This window comes from Quadrisphaera setariae, assembly GCF_008041935.1.
Taxonomy (GTDB): Bacteria; Actinomycetota; Actinomycetes; order Actinomycetales; family Quadrisphaeraceae; genus Quadrisphaera; species Quadrisphaera setariae.
In genome coordinates this window covers 1-14895 of the sequence record NZ_VKAC01000025.1, presented here as the reverse complement: position 1 = coordinate 14895, position 14895 = coordinate 1, and the positions used below count along the sequence as shown (strand labels likewise).

The 14895-nt window shown below is 73.3% G+C and carries 15 protein-coding genes; 4 read left to right on the top strand and 11 right to left on the bottom strand.

Translation table 11 applies throughout. The features are described from left to right. Positions 1-262 precede the first annotated feature (262 nt). The 3 genes from FMM08_RS22670 to FMM08_RS22660 are packed head-to-tail and all read right to left on the bottom strand — an operon-like array spanning position 263 to position 4720. Positions 263-2353 carry a glycosyltransferase family 39 protein gene (locus FMM08_RS22670; protein ID WP_222711108.1) on the bottom strand — a complete coding sequence of 697 codons (2091 nt, stop codon included), beginning with the start codon at positions 2351-2353 and terminating at the stop codon, positions 263-265. 55 nt (positions 2354-2408) lie between these two features. After that, on the bottom strand, positions 2409-3992 hold the full coding sequence (locus tag FMM08_RS22665) for a sensor histidine kinase (RefSeq protein WP_255472709.1): 1584 nt from the start codon (positions 3990-3992) through the stop codon (positions 2409-2411). A gap of 5 nt (positions 3993-3997) precedes the next feature. Next, positions 3998-4720 (bottom strand): response regulator transcription factor, encoded by a 723-nt coding sequence (locus tag FMM08_RS22660; RefSeq protein WP_147928628.1) that lies wholly within the window; start codon positions 4718-4720, stop codon positions 3998-4000. Between the two features lie 153 nt (positions 4721-4873). Between FMM08_RS22660 and FMM08_RS22655 the strand changes: the two genes are divergently transcribed. Continuing rightward, positions 4874-5341: a hypothetical protein gene (locus tag FMM08_RS22655; protein WP_147928627.1), complete on the top strand. Its 468-nt coding sequence runs from the start codon at positions 4874-4876 to the stop codon at positions 5339-5341. A gap of 49 nt (positions 5342-5390) precedes the next feature. Further along, positions 5391-5825, top strand: a complete 435-nt coding sequence (locus tag FMM08_RS22650; protein WP_255472708.1) for an acyl-CoA thioesterase — start codon at positions 5391-5393, stop codon at positions 5823-5825. A gap of 39 nt (positions 5826-5864) precedes the next feature. Here the strand turns inward: FMM08_RS22650 and FMM08_RS22645 are convergent, their stop codons facing one another. Next, the gene (locus tag FMM08_RS22645) at positions 5865-6902 is read right to left on the bottom strand and encodes an MFS transporter (protein WP_255472710.1); all 1038 of its coding nucleotides are present in this window, start codon (positions 6900-6902) and stop codon (positions 5865-5867) included. Continuing rightward, a complete protein-coding gene (locus FMM08_RS23910) occupies positions 6809-7216 on the bottom strand; it encodes a hypothetical protein (protein ID WP_255472707.1) in 408 nt (135 codons plus the stop codon). The genes FMM08_RS22645 and FMM08_RS23910 overlap by 94 nt, the downstream gene beginning before the upstream one ends. Positions 7217-7351: 135 nt before the next feature. On the opposite strand from FMM08_RS23910, the gene FMM08_RS22640 reads away from it, so the two are divergent. Further along, positions 7352-8005: a GntR family transcriptional regulator gene (locus FMM08_RS22640; RefSeq protein WP_222711106.1), complete on the top strand. Its 654-nt coding sequence runs from the start codon at positions 7352-7354 to the stop codon at positions 8003-8005. A 67-nt stretch (positions 8006-8072) separates the two neighbouring features. On the opposite strand, the gene FMM08_RS22635 is transcribed toward FMM08_RS22640, so the two are convergent. The 5 genes from FMM08_RS22635 to FMM08_RS22615 all read right to left on the bottom strand — a co-directional run bounded on the left by FMM08_RS22635 (position 8073) and on the right by FMM08_RS22615 (position 13028). Further along, entirely contained in the window at positions 8073-8963 is an 891-nt protein-coding gene (locus FMM08_RS22635) for a sugar phosphate isomerase/epimerase family protein (protein ID WP_147928626.1), read from the bottom strand. A 23-nt stretch (positions 8964-8986) separates the two neighbouring features. Beyond that, a complete protein-coding gene (locus tag FMM08_RS22630) occupies positions 8987-9958 on the bottom strand; it encodes a sugar phosphate isomerase/epimerase family protein (protein WP_439653582.1) in 972 nt (323 codons plus the stop codon). A gap of 34 nt (positions 9959-9992) precedes the next feature. Continuing rightward, complete coding sequence (locus FMM08_RS22625) at positions 9993-10808, bottom strand: ATP-binding cassette domain-containing protein (protein ID WP_147928624.1); 816 nt, start codon at positions 10806-10808, stop codon at positions 9993-9995. Position 10809: 1 nt separating this feature from the next. Next, positions 10810-11868, bottom strand: coding sequence for an ABC transporter permease (locus FMM08_RS22620; RefSeq protein WP_147928623.1), 1059 nt, complete (start codon positions 11866-11868; stop codon positions 10810-10812). A gap of 161 nt (positions 11869-12029) precedes the next feature. Continuing rightward, positions 12030-13028 (bottom strand): substrate-binding domain-containing protein, encoded by a 999-nt coding sequence (locus FMM08_RS22615; protein ID WP_147928622.1) that lies wholly within the window; start codon positions 13026-13028, stop codon positions 12030-12032. Positions 13029-13320: 292 nt separating this feature from the next. On the opposite strand from FMM08_RS22615, the gene FMM08_RS22610 reads away from it, so the two are divergent. Then, positions 13321-13572 (top strand): hypothetical protein, encoded by a 252-nt coding sequence (locus FMM08_RS22610; RefSeq protein WP_147928621.1) that lies wholly within the window; start codon positions 13321-13323, stop codon positions 13570-13572. 81 nt (positions 13573-13653) lie between these two features. On the opposite strand, the gene FMM08_RS22605 is transcribed toward FMM08_RS22610, so the two are convergent. Further along, entirely contained in the window at positions 13654-14664 is a 1011-nt protein-coding gene (locus FMM08_RS22605; protein WP_187279948.1) for a Gfo/Idh/MocA family protein, read from the bottom strand. Positions 14665-14895: the final 231 nt, after the last annotated feature.

The following is a 14895-nucleotide window of genomic DNA, read 5'->3' as shown; positions in this document are numbered from 1 at the left end:
GTCCCCGGTGCTGTCACGGACGGCGGCATCAGCATCGACACCGGGGCCGCGACGACGGCATGATCCCCACCAGCTGACCCCGCACGGTGAGAACGATCTACACCACTACAGGGGACGTGACCCTGCGAACGTCCAGCGTCGTGATCATGGGACTCGGCGCGCGGCAGTGCCAGGTCGAGTCGCAGGCCCGTGGTCGCGGTGGGGACGACGACGCGCCGGCCGTCCCCCGCGAGGGGACGACCGGCGCTCGAGGCGCGGCGGGTCAGGAACCGGTGGTGAGGTCGTAGACGGTGGTGGACCCGACGGTCTGGGCGGTGAAGGTCGCCTCCACCCAGGACGTGATCTGGGCGGCCGTCCCTTGGCCCTCGCCGCCGGTGCGGCCGGGGACGAAGTAGTGGATCTTCCCCTCCGCCACCCAGGCCTGGAACTGCTCCAGCGTCGGGGAGGCGTCGGTGCCGTTGAAGCCGCCGATCGGCATGACCGGCTCCTGCGTGGCCAGCTGGTAGCCCGCGGCGTTGTTGGCGCCGACGGTCGCGGCGACCCAGGTGTAGGAGCTCGCGTCCTGCTCCAGCAGCGTGACCAGCTCGGCGCTCGGGGTGCTGCCGTTGAGCAGCCCACCCATCCCGCCGCCGGCGCCGCCCGTCCTGCCCGTGGAGCCGCCGCCGGCTGCCGCCGTGCCACCGGCAGCCGTACCGCCGGCAGCACCCGGCGTCGTCGTCGTCCCCGTCCCGCCGGGCGCGGTCCCGGTCTGACCACCGGGGAAACCTCCCCGCATGCCGCCACCGCCGAAGCCGCCCATCGCCCCGGCGACCGTCGGTCCGGCCGAGACGATCGAGCCCGTGTGGGGCGTCGCCACGGTCTGGACGGTGCAGGCGAGCGGCCCGGCCAGCGAGGCCGCGAGGGCGAGCCCCGCGACGACCTTCGTGACCGACGGGCGCAGCGCCGAGGCGACCAGCCCGACGGCGGCCAGGACGCCGACCACCAGCACCACCCACGACAGCCAGGGCAGGAAGTCGCTGCTGCGCGAGAGCAGCACGAACGACCACACCGCGGTGCCGGCCGTCGCCACCGCCAGCCCGGCGAGGGCCAGCGGACGGGCGCGCTCGCGCCACAGCAGCGACGCGCTCACGCCCACGAGCGCGGCGACCGCCGGGGCCAGGGCGACGCTGTAGTACGCGTGGATGATCCCCGACATGAAGCTGAACACCAGGCCGGTGACCAGCAGCCACGTCAGCCACAGCACCACCTGCGCGCGCTGCCCGTCGAGGCGGGGACGGCGGCGCAGGAGCACCAGCGCGACCACGGCCATCACCAGCGCTGCGGGGACGAGCCAGGCGATCTGACCGCCGAACTCCGCGGTGAACAGGCGGGTGATGCCGGTCTCGCCCCACATCCCGGTGCCGCCGCCACCGCCGCCGCCGCCGCCGACCGATCCGGTCTCCTCACCGGTCAGCCGGCCCAGGCCGTTGTAGCCGAGGGTCAGGCCCAGGAAGCTGTTGTCGGTCGAGCCGCCGACGTAGGGCCGTGACGAGGCGGGCCACAGCTCCACGAGCGCCACCCACCAGCCGGCGGAGACCAGCAGCGCAGCACCCGCAGCGAGCAGCTGCAGCACGCGCGCACCCGCTCGACGGGGCCCGAAGAAGAGGTACGTCGCTCCCAGCGCCGGCAGCACGAGGAACACCTGCAGCTGCTTGGTGAGGAACCCCAGCCCGACCAGGGCGCCCGCGGCCAGCAGCCAGCGGGTGCGCCCGCCCTCCAGCGCCCGCAGCACGGTGTACGCGGCGAGCGTCATGAGGAGCACGAGCAGCGCGTCGGGGTTGTTGAACCGGAACATCAGCGCTGCCACCGGCGTGAGGAGCAGGACGACGCCGGACAGCAGCGCGGCTCCCGCGGTGGAGTGGCGGCGGACGGCGGCGTAGAGGACGCCGGTGGTCGCCACGCCCATGAGCGCCTGCGGCACCAGGATCGCCCACGACGAGAGCCCGAAGATCCGCACCGACAGCGCCATCACCCACAGCGACGCCGGCGGCTTGTCGACGGTGATCGAGTTCCCGCCGTCAGAGCTGCCGAACAGGAACGCCTTCCAGCTCACCGACCCCGCCTGCACGGCCGCGGAGTAGAAGGAGTTGGCCCACCCGGAGGAGCCCAGTGTCACCAGGTAGGTCACCGCCGCCGCGACCAGGAGCGCCAGCAGGGCCGGGCGCTCCCACGCGGGCCCGTCGTCGCGGCGCGACGTCACCCAGCCCCACGGCCCGCGGCGCTGCGCGCCCCGTCCAGCGCGGTCGGCGCCGTCAGCGCTCTTCTCCCGCAGCGAGGCGTCGTCGGCCCTGTCAGCCGTGTAGCTCATGGTCATGCACTGAGCGTCGGAGCGGGCGCTGGGGCACCTCTCGGGCGACCCTGTGCGTGGGCTATGGCTGCTCGGCGCCCTGGTCCGGCTCCCCGCTGTCGAGCGGGGCCACGGGGAGCCGGACGAGGAACGCGGTCTGCCCGGGGCGGCTGGTGACGTCGACGGAGCCGCCGGTGGAGGCCACGATCGCCGACACGATCGCCAGGCCCAGCCCGCTGCTGCCCGCCGCCCTCGACCGCGAGCCGTCACCGCGGGCGAACCTGTCGAAGACGTGGGGCAGCAGGTCCGCGGGGATCCCGGGGCCGTCGTCGAGCACGGACAGCACCACGGTGCCCGGCGTCGTCGTCGCCAGCCCGGCGGTGACCGTCGTGCCCGGTGGGGTGTGCGTGCGTGCGTTGGCCAGCAGGTTGACCACCACCTGCTGCAGGCGGGCGGAGTCGCCGACCACCTCCACGGGCTCCTCGGGCAGGTCCAGGCGCCAGGTGTGGTCGCGCCCGACCGCTGAGGCGTCGCTGACGGCGTCCAGCAGCAGGCGCGTCAGGTCCACCAGCTCGGTCTCCAGCGGGCGGCCCGCGTCCAGGCGCGCCAGGAGCAGGAGGTCCTCCACGAGACCCGTCATGCGCTCGGCCTCGGACTCCACCCGCCCGACGGCGTGCGCAGCGGCCGGCGGCAGGGCCGCGGGGTCGCGGTTGACGAGCTCGGCGTAGCCGCGGATGGAGGCCAGCGGCGTGCGCAGCTCGTGGCTGGCGTCGGCGACGAACTGGCGGACCTGCAGCTCGCTCTCGTGGCGGGCCGACAGCGCCGAGCCGACGTGGGTGAGCAGGGTGTTCAGCGCTGCACCGACCTGGCCGACCTCGGTGCGCCGGTCGGTGTCGCGCTCGGGGACGCGCACCGCGAGGTCGACCTCGCCGCGGTCCAGCGGCATGCCGCTGACCTGTGAGGCGGTCGCCGCGACCCGCCGCAGCGGTCGGAGGGACCGGCGGACGACGACGGCGGCGGCCAGACCGGCGAGCACCATGGCGAGCACCGCCACGGCCAGCTCCACCTCCACGAGGCGGCGCTGCGTGGCCTGCAGCCCGGCCAGCGGCACGCCTGTGACGAGCGTGCTGCCGTCGGTGTCGCTGGTGACCCCGACGACCCGGTAGGTGCCCAGCGAGCCGACGTCCAGCGTGCGGGGCGTCCTGTCGGGGGCGACCCCGGCGAGGGCGGTGGCGTCGGTGCTGCCGAGAGTGGTGGCGCAGAACCCCTCCAGTGACGCTGCGGCGGTCACCCGGCCGTCAGCGACGCGGGCGGCCAGCGTTCCCGGGGCCTGCCCGGGCGCCAGGAGGAACCCGATGCCGCCGGCCGCGGCCTCCTCGTCGGCCGTGGACGACGGGCAGCGGTCGAGGTCCTGGCGCTGCGGCTGCGACGGTTCGGGCCGCTCGAGTGACTCACCGCGGAACCTGTCACCGGCGAAGGGCGCGCGCTCGGCGGAGGTGACGAGCTGCGCGTCCAGCTGCGCCAGCTGGAGCTGGCGCAGGGCGACGACGGTCGCCGTGCCCACCACGGCGCACACCACCGCGACCAGCGCCACGAGCGCGACGACGAGCTTGGTGCGCAGCGACCACGCCCGCACCGGGACTGCTCTCACGGCGGAGCGGCTCACGGGTCTCAGGCTGCGGGCTTGAGCACGTACCCGACGCCGCGCACCGTGTGGATCATTGGTGAGCGACCGGCGTCGACCTTCTTGCGCAGGTAGGAGACGTACAGCTCCACCACGTTGGCCTGCCCGCCGAAGTCGTAGTTCCACACCCGGTCGAGGATGTGCGCCTTGCTGAGCACCTTGCGGGGGTTGCGCATGAACAGGCGCAGCAGCTCGAACTCCGTGGCGGTCAGCACCACCTCGTCCTGGCCGCGGAAGACCTCGTGCGCCTCCTCGTCCATCGTCAGGTCGCCGACGACGAGGCGCGGGTCCTCCCGGCGGGCGACCACGCCCGTGCGCCGGACCAGTCCTCGCAGCCGGGCGATGACCTCCTCGAGGCTGAACGGCTTGGTGACGTAGTCGTCGCCACCGGCGCGGATGCCCGCGACGCGGTCCTCCACCGAGTCCTTGGCGGTGAGGAACAGGACCGGCACGTCCGGGGCCTCCTCGCGCAGGCGGCGCAGCAGGGTGAGGCCGTCGACGTCGGGCAGCATGACGTCGAGGACGACGACGTCCGGGCGCAGCTCGTGCGCCGCCTTCACCGCCGCGGCGCCGTCACCGGCGGAACGGACCTGCCAGCCCTCGTAGCGCAGCGCCATCGACACCAGGTCGGCCAGCTGGGGCTCGTCGTCGACGACGAGCGCGCGCAGGGGGCTCCCGTCGGAGCGGACGAGGGTGTCGGTCGCGGTCATGGGAGGAGTCTGGAGGCGCTGGGCCCCCTCTGTCTGGGGGCTTCCTGTGGTCCGGCTATGAGCAGGACCACTCGCGGCGAGAGGTCGACGACCCACAGGAGGGTGATAGGCACCGCCCAGGGGTGGGGCAGCACCTGGTCCGACCTTCCTGGCATGACCGCTGATGCGCAGCACCGCTCCCCCGACGCCCCGCCGTCGTCGTCGACAGCGCCGATGAGCGGTGAGCCGCCGTGGGCGACGCCGTTCGCAGCGCCGACGGCCCACGACGAGGGGCCGGTCGCCCGGCGCCCTCACCGCCTCACCGCGCTGGTCGCCTCGGGGGCTCTCGCCATCGGGCTGATCGGCGGCGTCGGCATCGGCCGGGTGACGGCACCCGCTGCACAGGGCTCCGGGACGAGCGCCGGTGGCTTCCCGCAGGGCGGACCGGGCGGGATGGGCTTCCCCGGCGGTGCCCAGGGGCAGGGCGGCATGCAGGGAGGCCTGCAGGGAGGCGCAGGAGCCCAGGGCGGTGCGGTCGCGCCGGGTCAGGGGGACCAGCTCGACCGGAGCGGTCAGGCCGGCGCTGCCGCGGGAGGCGGCGACACGGGGACGACGCAGACGCAGGACGGCACCTCCACCTGACCCCTGCGGGGCCCTTCCCCTGGGGTGCCGCATGCCCTACTCTCACTATATGTCAGGACAAAGTCCGGCGATGCTCGAGGAGATGTCCTTCCGGACGCGCAAGTGGGTGCGCCCGGAGGACCTCAACGCCAACGACACCCTCTTCGGCGGCAGCGTGCTGCGCTGGGTGGACGAGGAAGCGGCGATCTTCGCGATCCTCCAGCTGGGCAACCACCGCGTGGTCACCAAGTTCATGTCGTCGGTGGAGTTCGTCGCGTCAGCGCGCCTGGGCGACCTGGTGGAGCTGGGACTGACCGCCACGCGCTTCGGGCGCACGTCGCTGACGATGCGCGCCGAGGTCCGCAACATCGTCACGCACGAGCCGATCGTCACCGTGGACGAGATCGTCTTCGTCAACCTCGGCGACGACGGCCGCCCCGCCCCCCACGGGTTCACCGAGGCGACCCACACCCGCGACCGCGTCCCGCAGCACCGCCCCGACTGAACGGCCCCCGGACCCCGCACGCGGCGGAGACCGCCCGCTTCACCCCTGCTGCGCGCCGCGTCCGCACAGCAGCACGACCCCCAGGGGCACCAGGCAGACCGCGGCCGCCACCGACAGGCCACCGAAGCCGACCACCGCCATGAGGGGCCCGCTGAGGAGGGCCCCGAGCGCTGCCGCGGTGTTGGAGCCGGTGTCCGTCAGACCCTGGACCGCGGCGCGCTGCTCGACCGGGACGGACGCCCCCAGCCAGGTGGAGCCCGCCACCCCCATGAAGGACCACCCGAGCCCGAGGAGCACGAGGGACACGACGACGGCGGTCGTGCTGTCCGCCGCGAGCACCGCCACCACGAAGGACGCGCTGAAGAGCGCCCCTCCCGTGAGGATCCCGGCCACCGCACCAGCGCGGTCGGCCAGGGCGCCGGCGACCGGCGCCAGCCCGTACATGCCGAGGATGTGCAGGCTGATCGTGAGACCCACGACCGTGAGGCTGCCCCCGTGGGCCGCGAGGTGGACCGGCGTCATCGTCATGATCGCAACCATGACGACCTGTGCGGTGATGACGGCCGTGAAGGCCGTGCGGACGGCCCTGTCGTCGCGCAGCAGCGGGGCGGCGGCGCGGACGGCCGCAAAGCGCCGGCGCGGGAGCGCGGGTCCCGGGGCGGGGCCCGAGGGGGCGACCGGCCCCCGGTGCGAGAGCTCCAGGCGGCCTGTGGCCACCAGCAGCGGGTCGGGCCGCAGCAGCACCCAGACGGCGAGCGCCCCGAGGGCCATCGCGGCGGCGGCGAGGACGAAGGCCCCTCCGAGAGGTGCCAGCCCGAGGCGGTCGGCCAGCCAGGCGCCCGGAGCGCCGAGGTTGGGACCCAGCACCGAGCCCAGAGAACCGACCCAGACGACCGTGGCCAGCGCCCTGCCGCGACCAGCCGGCTCGGCGAGGTCGGTGGCCGCGAAGCGGGCCTGCAGCTGGGAGGCGCTGCCAGCGCCGGTCAGGACCAGCCCGACGACCAGGGCGAGCACGCTCTGCCACTGGGCCGCCACGACGAGCAGGGCGGCACCGAGCGCGGCGACGGCCCACCCCAGGCCCAGGGCGTGGCGCCTGCCGCACCGCACCGCACCGCCAGTGCAGCCAGAGGCAAGCCGGCCAGCGCTGCGCCCAGGGTGCTGCCGGTCCGGGCCACGCCCGCCCAGACCTCGCTGGAGGTGACCTGCTCGGCGAGCAGCACCCCCACCGACGGGGTGACGGCCACGCCGATCGCGCCGACCACCTGGGCCAGGGCCAACGAGCGCACCGTGCGGCGCTGGAGCTGCTCGCGGTCGACGTCGGCGCGGCGCTCGACCGAGGTGCGGCGCGACGTCGCACGCGACGAGACCGGCGACACGGGGTGCTGGGACACAACTGGGATACTAGTTGCCGGCAGTACATCTCGGGAGCCGCCGGTCGGATGCCGTCGGGAGCACCTTGCGTCCCCGCCCACCGCGGTCGGGGAGACTTGCCGCGACGACGGGCGTGCGCAGGGCGGAGGAGGTCGGTGGGCGTGCAGGAGGTGGCAGCGGGCCCTGCGGGGACCGCGGCGCAGCGCGCCCACGCGCAGCTGCGTGAGGCCGTCCTCAGCGGCGCCCTGGCCCCGGGCTCGATGCTCAGCGAGAACGACCTCGCTGCGTCCCTGCAGATGAGCCGCACCCCCGTGCGCGCCGCCCTCGCCCGCCTCCAGGAGGAGGGCTGGGTGACCATCTACCCCCAGCGCGGAGCGCTGGTGCGGGAGCTCACCGCCGACGAGGTGCGGGAGGCCGCCCAGGTGCGCCACGCCCTCGAGGTGGCCGGCGTGCGCCAGGCCGCCCCCGGCGCGCGCGTCCGGCTGGCGTCCCAGCAGGCGGAGGGCCTGGACGCGCAGCGGGCGGCGCTCCGCAGCGGCGACGTCGGGGGGTTCACCTCGCACGCCATGGGCTTCCACCGGGCGTTCGTCGCCCTCGCCGGCAACGGGCTGATGCTGGCCACCTACGACCGGCTGCAGGACCTGCAGCAGCTGTCCATCGCCCGCAGCGCCCCGCGGCTCCTGGACGACCCGGACACCGTGCTGCTCGAGCACCAGCGCCTGCTGGACACCGCCGTCGACGGCGACTGGGTGGCGTTCGCCGAGCGGCTCGGCGAGCACCAGGCCGCCCACCACGACCCGGGCACGTGAACGCGTCAGCCCCGCCCGGGAGCGCCCGGGCGGGGCTGACGTCGTCGTCGCGGTGGCGGCAGCGGAGTCAGGCGGCTCCGGCCCTCGCGCGAGCGGCGGCGATCCCGTCGCGCATCGCGGCGAGCTGGTAGCGCGAGACCGCCTCGGCGTCCTCGTCCTCGGCGAAGACGCTGGAGCACATGACGGTGTCGTCGCGCTGGTCGAAGCCGAGGCGCACGAGGCCGTCGAAGAAGGCGTCGAAGTCGACGTCGCCGTCCCCCACCCTGAGGTGGCTGTGCACGCGCGCGGCGTTGCCGGGCGGGTTGGAGATGTACCGCAGCCCGTGGGAGCGGGTGTGGTCGAAGGTGTCGGAGACGTGGACGAGCTGCAGCAGGTCACCCGCCGCCTCCATGACCGCGTCGGTCGGGTGCCCGTAGTGGAAGGTGTGGCTGGCCACGTAGACGAAGCCGACGTTGGGGCTGTTCAGGCCGCGGATGACGCGCAGGGCCTCCAGGCCGTCCTCGACGAAGTCGTCCGGGTGCGGGTCGATCAGCACCCGGACGCCCTCGCGCTCGATGATCGGCAGCAGCTCCTCCATGGACCGGTAGAAGGACGCGTCGGAGCGCTCGGCGGCCTCGGGACGGCCGGAGAACTCGGTGCCGATGACCTGCACGCCCAGGTCGACCGTGATCTGGATGACGCGCTTCCACGCGCGGACCGCGGCCTCGCGGTCCACCTCGTCCGGTCCGGACCAGCGCAGCACCGGCAGCACCGAGGCGATGCCCACGCCGGCGGCGTCGCACTCGGACTTGAACCGCTTGACGAGCGCGTCGTCGGCACGGGGGTGGCGGAAGAACGGGATGAAGTCGCGGTGGGGCGTGAGCTGCAGGTGCTCGAATCCCAGCTCGGCGGCCAGGCGCGGGAACTCCAGCAGCGAGTGGCTGTGGTGGAACGGCGTGGGGTCGAGGGCGGTCTTCACGGCGGGCCTCCTCAGCGGTCCGGTCAGCGGGTCCGTGCAGCGGGGCTGCCGGCGAGCAGGTGCTGCAGGGTCCGGGTGGCGACGGGCAGCGGGTCGTCCAGGGACCTGACGGGGTACATGTCCTGCTCGACGACGGCGAAGACGTCGGGCCCCACCAGCTCGGAGACGAGGTCGACCACGGGCGGCAGCGGGGGGTCGCCCGCTCCCCCGTCGGTCGGCTCGCACATGACGCCCTGCTGCACCGCGATGGCGAAGGGGGTGTCGTTCTTCAGCGCCGCGGCGCGCAGCGCCGGGTCGACCTGCTTGAGGTGCAGGTACCCGATGCGGTCGGGCCGGTCACGGATGATCTTCATCGTGTCGCCCAGGTAGTAGGCGAAGTGGCCGGTGTCGAGGCAGAGGTTGGTGTACCGCGGGTCGGTCTCGTCGAGGAAGCGCTCCACCTCGGCGTGGGTGCCCACGTGGCTGTCGGCGTGCGAGTGGAACTGCTGGTGCAGCCCGAACTGCTCCAGCAGGGCCTTGCCGAGCTCGTCGTGCCCGGCCGCGAGCCGCTTCCACTGGTCGTCGTCGAGGGTGCGCGCCTCGAGGGCCTCCGCCGTGGCGTCGGAGCGCCACAGGTCGGGGATGACGACGAGGTGCTCCGCACCCAGCGCGGTGGTCAGCTCCGCCACGCGCAGCGCCTGCTCCCACGCGGCCGTCCACTGGTCGCCCTCCTTGTGGAAGCCGGTGAAGACGGTGCCGCCGACCAGCTCGAGGTCCCGCTTGCCGAGCTCGTCGCGCAGGCGCTCCGGGTCGGTCGGCAGGTAGCCGTAGGGGCCCAGCTCGATGAGGTGGTAGCCGGCGGCGGCCACCTCGTCGAGGAAGCGCTCCCACGGCACCTGGCGCGGGTCGTCGGGGAACCACACGCCCCAGGAGTCGGGGGCGGTGCCGATGCGGAGTCCGGGGGTGCCGGGCGTGGTGCTCATCGTCGGGGTTCCTCGCAGACGGGATCTGGTCAGCGGTGGTCGGGTTGACGTGGTGGGTGGCGCCGGGTCAGCGCTTGAGCTCGTGGGCGAGCTCGGCGAGCTCCTGTCCGCCGGCCATCTCGGCGGTGAGCTCCTCGAGGGAGACCTCCGAGCGCTTCCGGTCGAGCACGCGGCGACCCAGCTTGAGGATGATGAAGTGGTTGCCCACCAGGTAGGCGTGGTGCGGGTTGTGGGTGATGAAGACGACGCCCAGGCCGGCGTCGCGGGCCGCGGCGGTGTACTTCAGCACCACGCCCGACTGCTTGACGCCGAGGGCGGCGGTGGGCTCGTCGAGGATGAGCACCCGGGCGCCGAAGTAGACGGCGCGGGCGATGGCCACGCACTGGCGCTGGCCGCCGGAGAGCGTGCCGATCGGCTGGTCGATGTCCTTGACGTGGATCCCCATCTTCTGGAGCTCCTCGTCGGCGATGCGCTTCATCGCCTTGATGTCGAGCGGCGCCAGCGGGTAGTTCCCCTTGCGGATCTCGGACCCGAGGAAGAAGTTGCGCCAGACCTCCATGAGGCCGACCACGGCGAGGTCCTGGTAGACGGTGGCGATGCCCTTGGCGAGCGACTCGCGCGGCGAGCCGAAGGTCACCTCCTCGCCGTCGACGGTGAAGGTGCCCTCGGAGTGCGAGTGCAGCCCTGACATGATCTTGATGAGGGTCGACTTGCCGGCGCCGTTGTCACCCAGCACGCAGGTGACCTCACCGGCGTTGACGCGCAGGTCGATCCCCTCGAGGGCGCGGATGGCCCCGTAGACCTTGCCCACGCCGCTCATCTGGATGAGGGGGGCGCCGGCCGTCAGGTCCTTGTCGGCGTGCTCGGCGATCGTGTCAGTCATCTCAGACCCTCCGCGCTGCGACGTTCTTGATGTACAGGTTGACCAGCACGGCGAGCAGGAGCATCACGCCGAGGAAGGTCTTGAACCAGTTCGGGTCCCAGCCGGCGTAGACGATGCCCTGGGTGGTCATCCCGAAGATGATCGCGCCGATCGCCGAGCCCACCGCCGAGCCGTAGCCCCCGGTGAGCAGGGCGCCGCCGACCACCGCGGCGATGATGTAGACGAACTCGTTGCCCACGCCGACGCCCGACTGGACGGTGCTGAAGGCGAAGAGCAGGTGCATGCCGAGGAACCAGGCCAGGAACGCCACGCCCATGAAGAGGCCGATCTTCACCTTGCGGACGGGGACGCCGACGGCGCGGGCGCTCGCCTGGTTGCCACCGACGGCGAAGATCCAGTTCCCCACGCGGGTGCGGAGCAGCACCCAGGTGGCCACGACGGTGAAGACCGCCCACCAGAGCACGGTGATCTTGAGGTTGAGGGGGCCCAGCGAGAGGGTGCCGGCGAAGACCGCCCTGGCCGACGCGAAGCCGTCCATGTCGCTGATGTTGGCCGTGGCCACGGTGCCGGTGAGCAGCTTGGTGACACCCAGGTTGACGCCCTGCAGCACGAAGAACGTGCTCAGCGTGACGAGGAAGCTCGGGATGCCGGTCCGCATCACCAGCCACCCGTTGACGAAGCCGATGGCGAGGGCGACCACGAGGGAGACCAGCACCCCCACCCAGACGTTGAGCGAGAGCTGGTAGCTGGTGATGGCCGCCGTCAGGGCGGAGGTCGTCACGGCGACGCCGGACGACAGGTCGAACTCGCCACCGATCATGAGCAGCGCGACCCCGACGGCGACGATGCCGATGGTCGAGCTGGCGTACAGGACGGTCGAGACCGCGGCGAGGCTGCGGAACGCCGGCGCGGAGGCGAGGAAGAAGAGGGCGATGACGATGGCCGCTGCCGCGGCGCCGAGCTCGGGTCGGGCGAGGACCTGGCCGAGGAGGGACCGGCGGGGGCGCTGCGCCGCGGACGGGGCCGGTGACGGGTTCTTGGTCGCCACGGTGGTGGACATGGCCGTTCATCTCCAAGTCGGTCGTGGTCGCGGGTGGGGCGTGGACGGGTGGGGCGAGTCTTCGCGCCTCCGTCGGCGGAGGGAAGTGCTCGCGAGGGGGCTGCTGCCCGGCCTCTGCAGCAGGACGGGGGGGACGGCGGCGCCGTCCCCCCCGTCCGCGCTCAGCGGGTGTTGTTCTTGGCGTACTGGACGATCGGGCCGATGTTGCTGGAGTCGACGATCGACGGGCCGGTCAGCACCGGCTTGCCGCCACCGATGTCGTTGCCGTTGGAGAGGTTCAGCCACAGGGCCGTGACCGCCATGTAGCCCTGCACGTAGGGCTGCTGGTCGACCGAGAACTCGATCTTGCCGTCCTGGATGGCCTGGGCTGCGTCGGCGTTGAGGTCGAAAGTGATGATCTTCGCCTGGCTGCCCGCGTCGGCCTTGGCCTGGAGCGCGGTCATGGCGATCGGCGCACCGAGGGTCACGATGTCGCTGATGGCGGTGTCCTGCTGGAGCTTGGCCTGCAGCGTCGACTGCACGGACGTGAGGTCTTCGCCGTTGACGTAGAGGACCTCGGTGTTGCCGGCGGTCTTGGTGACGCCGTTGCAGCGGGCGTCGAGGGCCACGGACCCCTGGGCCTGGATGACGCAGAGGGTCTTGGTGCCCCCCTCGGCCTTGATCTTCTCGCCCACGGTCTGGCCCGCGAGGTCCTCGTCGGAGCCGAAGTACATGGTGACGCCGTACTTGCTGTAGTCGCTGATGCCGGAGTTGAAGGCGACCACCGGGATGCCCGCGGCGATCGCGGCCTGTGCGGCGGGGCCGACGCTGTCCGGGGTGGCCATGGTGGTGGCGATGCCGTCGACCTTGCTGTCGACAGCGTTCTGGATCAGCGTCGCCTGCTTGGCGCCGTCGGGGTCGTTCGAGTACTTCAGGTCGATGCCGTGGGCCTTCGCGGAGGCCTCGGCGCCGGCGCGGATCTTGTCCCAGAACGAGTCGCCGGCCTGCTCGTGGGTGACCATGGCGATCGTGTAGGACTTCCCGCCCGCGGCGGGGGCCGCGGCGGTGCCGTCGTCGTTCGAGGTGTTCTCCTGAGCACCGCCGGAGCTGCTGCAGGCGGCGAGCGCCATGGCGCCGACGACGCCGAGAGCGGCGAGGCGCAGGGTCTTCGAGATCCTCATGGGGGGTCCTTCCGTCGGCTGCGCAGGGCACCGGTGTCCGCGCGGGCGAGCGTCGTCGTTCGTTCCGGGCGCTGGTGCGCAGCTGCATCGCGGTGGCTCCGTCGGCCTGTCCTCGGCGACGTCGCCGTGGTGCTGGGTGCGGTGCAGCCGGTCCGGAGACCGTTGGGGGACTTCATGCTCATGTCCTTACATGCGCACAAGTGAGACTTTGACACAGCCTCCGGGGAGCGTCAAGGGTGCTCTTGGACCGGTCCACTGCGGAGCCCGGGACAGCGACCCGGGGAGACCGCCCGTGACCGACCTGACCACGTTCATCAACCTCCTGCGGCCGCACGACCGCCGCCGGGCAGCGCTGCCCAGCGAGCTGGCGAGGCCCGAGCTCTCACGGGTGGCCCGGGCGATGGCCGGTCGACCCGCCGCCGAGGTCGCGCTGGCCCTGGAGGAGGCGGTCAGGGCCGCAGGAGCCGTGCCGGACGCACGCGCCGTGGCCGAGCTGGCCGCCGAGGTGGAGCGGGGACGAGACCCCTTCCGCGACGGCGCCTGAGCCCCCGCAGGACGACGGAGGGGGTGGGCGCGCACCGAGCGCACCCACCCCCTCCGTCGAACGCCCGGCCGGGCGGCCCGGTCAGGACCGCGCCGCGAGCCTGACCTCGGTGCGCTGGCCAGAGCGCAGCGCCTCGACGCCGGCGGTCGTGACCGCCGTGGCCGCGTAGCCGTCCCACGCGGTCGGGCCGGTGGCCGTGCCGCGGCGGGCGGCGTCCGCCCAGGCCTGGAACTCGAGGTCGTACGCGGCCTTGAACCGCTCCTTGAACGACGGCGGCACGGAGCGGCCGCGCGAGGCGCTGCCGGCACCCCCGCGGGCGACGACCGGGCCGCCCTCCAGGCCGATCATCGCGGTGCCGCGCTCGGCGACGAGCTCGGTGCGCACCTCGTACCCGAGGCCGGTGGCCACGTTGACCTCGACGTCGACCAGGGCGCCGCTCTCGGTCTCCAGCAGGGCGAACGTCGGGTCGGACAGGCCGTCCGGGACGTCGCGGCGCGATCGGGGGTGGAGCACCGTGATGGCGGTGATCTCCTCACCGAGCAGGAAGCGCGTGCAGTCGACCTCGTGGACGAGGCTGTCGAGGACCACCATCTCGGAGGTGAAGTACGGCGGTACCGAGGCGTTGCGGTGGGCGCAGTGCATCATCAGCGGACGTCCGAGGTCATCGGACTCCACGAGGCTGCGCAGGGCCGCGTACTCCGGGTCGAAGCGGCGCATGAAGCCGACCTGGATGAGCCGGCGCCCCGTCGCGCGCTCGGCCTCCACGAGGCGCAGCGAGCTCTCGACGTCGGTGGTCAGGGGCTTCTCGCAGAGCACCGGCTTGCCCCGCTCGAGGCAGGCGCTCACCAGCTCCTCGTGCGTGTTCCCCGGGGTGGCGATGACGACGGCGTCGACCTCGTCGTCAGCGATCGCCGCCAGCGGGTCGGTGGCCACTCGGACGCCCGGCCAGGCGGCGGCGACCTTCTCGGCCGTGGCGGGGAAGGCGTCGGCCACCACCACGGTGCGGGCGCCGGCGGTGCGGGTCTGCAGGCGCCGCACGTGGTCGGCGCCCATCATCCCGACGCCCACGACGGCGACCCGCAGGTCGGTCAGCTCCTCGGTCATGCTCTCGTGCTCCTCAGGTCGGGGGCCGGGGTGGCCGAACGCCCACGACCGTCGTGGTCGTGGGCGTCCGGCCACCCCGGCGGGGGTCGGTGGGTCGGTCAGGCGTTGGTGGGGAAGCCCAGGTTCAGGCCCGCGTGGCTCGGGTCCAGCCAGCGGGAGGTGACGACCTTGCCGCGGGTGAAGAAGTGCACACCCTCGGTCCCGTGGGCGTGGGTGTCA

Bases quoted from the DNA above. Each gene is read 5' to 3' on its own strand.
- FMM08_RS22620 (WP_147928623.1), bottom strand. From the start codon at position 11,868: ATGTCCACCACCGTGGCGACCAAGAACCCGTCACCGGCCCCGTCCGCG.
- FMM08_RS22615 (WP_147928622.1), bottom strand. From the start codon at position 13,028: ATGAGGATCTCGAAGACCCTGCGCCTCGCCGCTCTCGGCGTCGTCGGC.
- FMM08_RS22660 (WP_147928628.1), bottom strand. From the start codon at position 4,720: ATGACCGCGACCGACACCCTCGTCCGCTCCGACGGGAGCCCCCTGCGC.
- FMM08_RS22625 (WP_147928624.1), bottom strand. From the start codon at position 10,808: ATGACTGACACGATCGCCGAGCACGCCGACAAGGACCTGACGGCCGGC.
- FMM08_RS22655 (WP_147928627.1), top strand. From the start codon at position 4,874: ATGACCGCTGATGCGCAGCACCGCTCCCCCGACGCCCCGCCGTCGTCG.
- FMM08_RS22670 (WP_222711108.1), bottom strand. From the start codon at position 2,353: ATGACCATGAGCTACACGGCTGACAGGGCCGACGACGCCTCGCTGCGG.
- FMM08_RS22650 (WP_255472708.1), top strand. From the start codon at position 5,391: ATGTCAGGACAAAGTCCGGCGATGCTCGAGGAGATGTCCTTCCGGACG.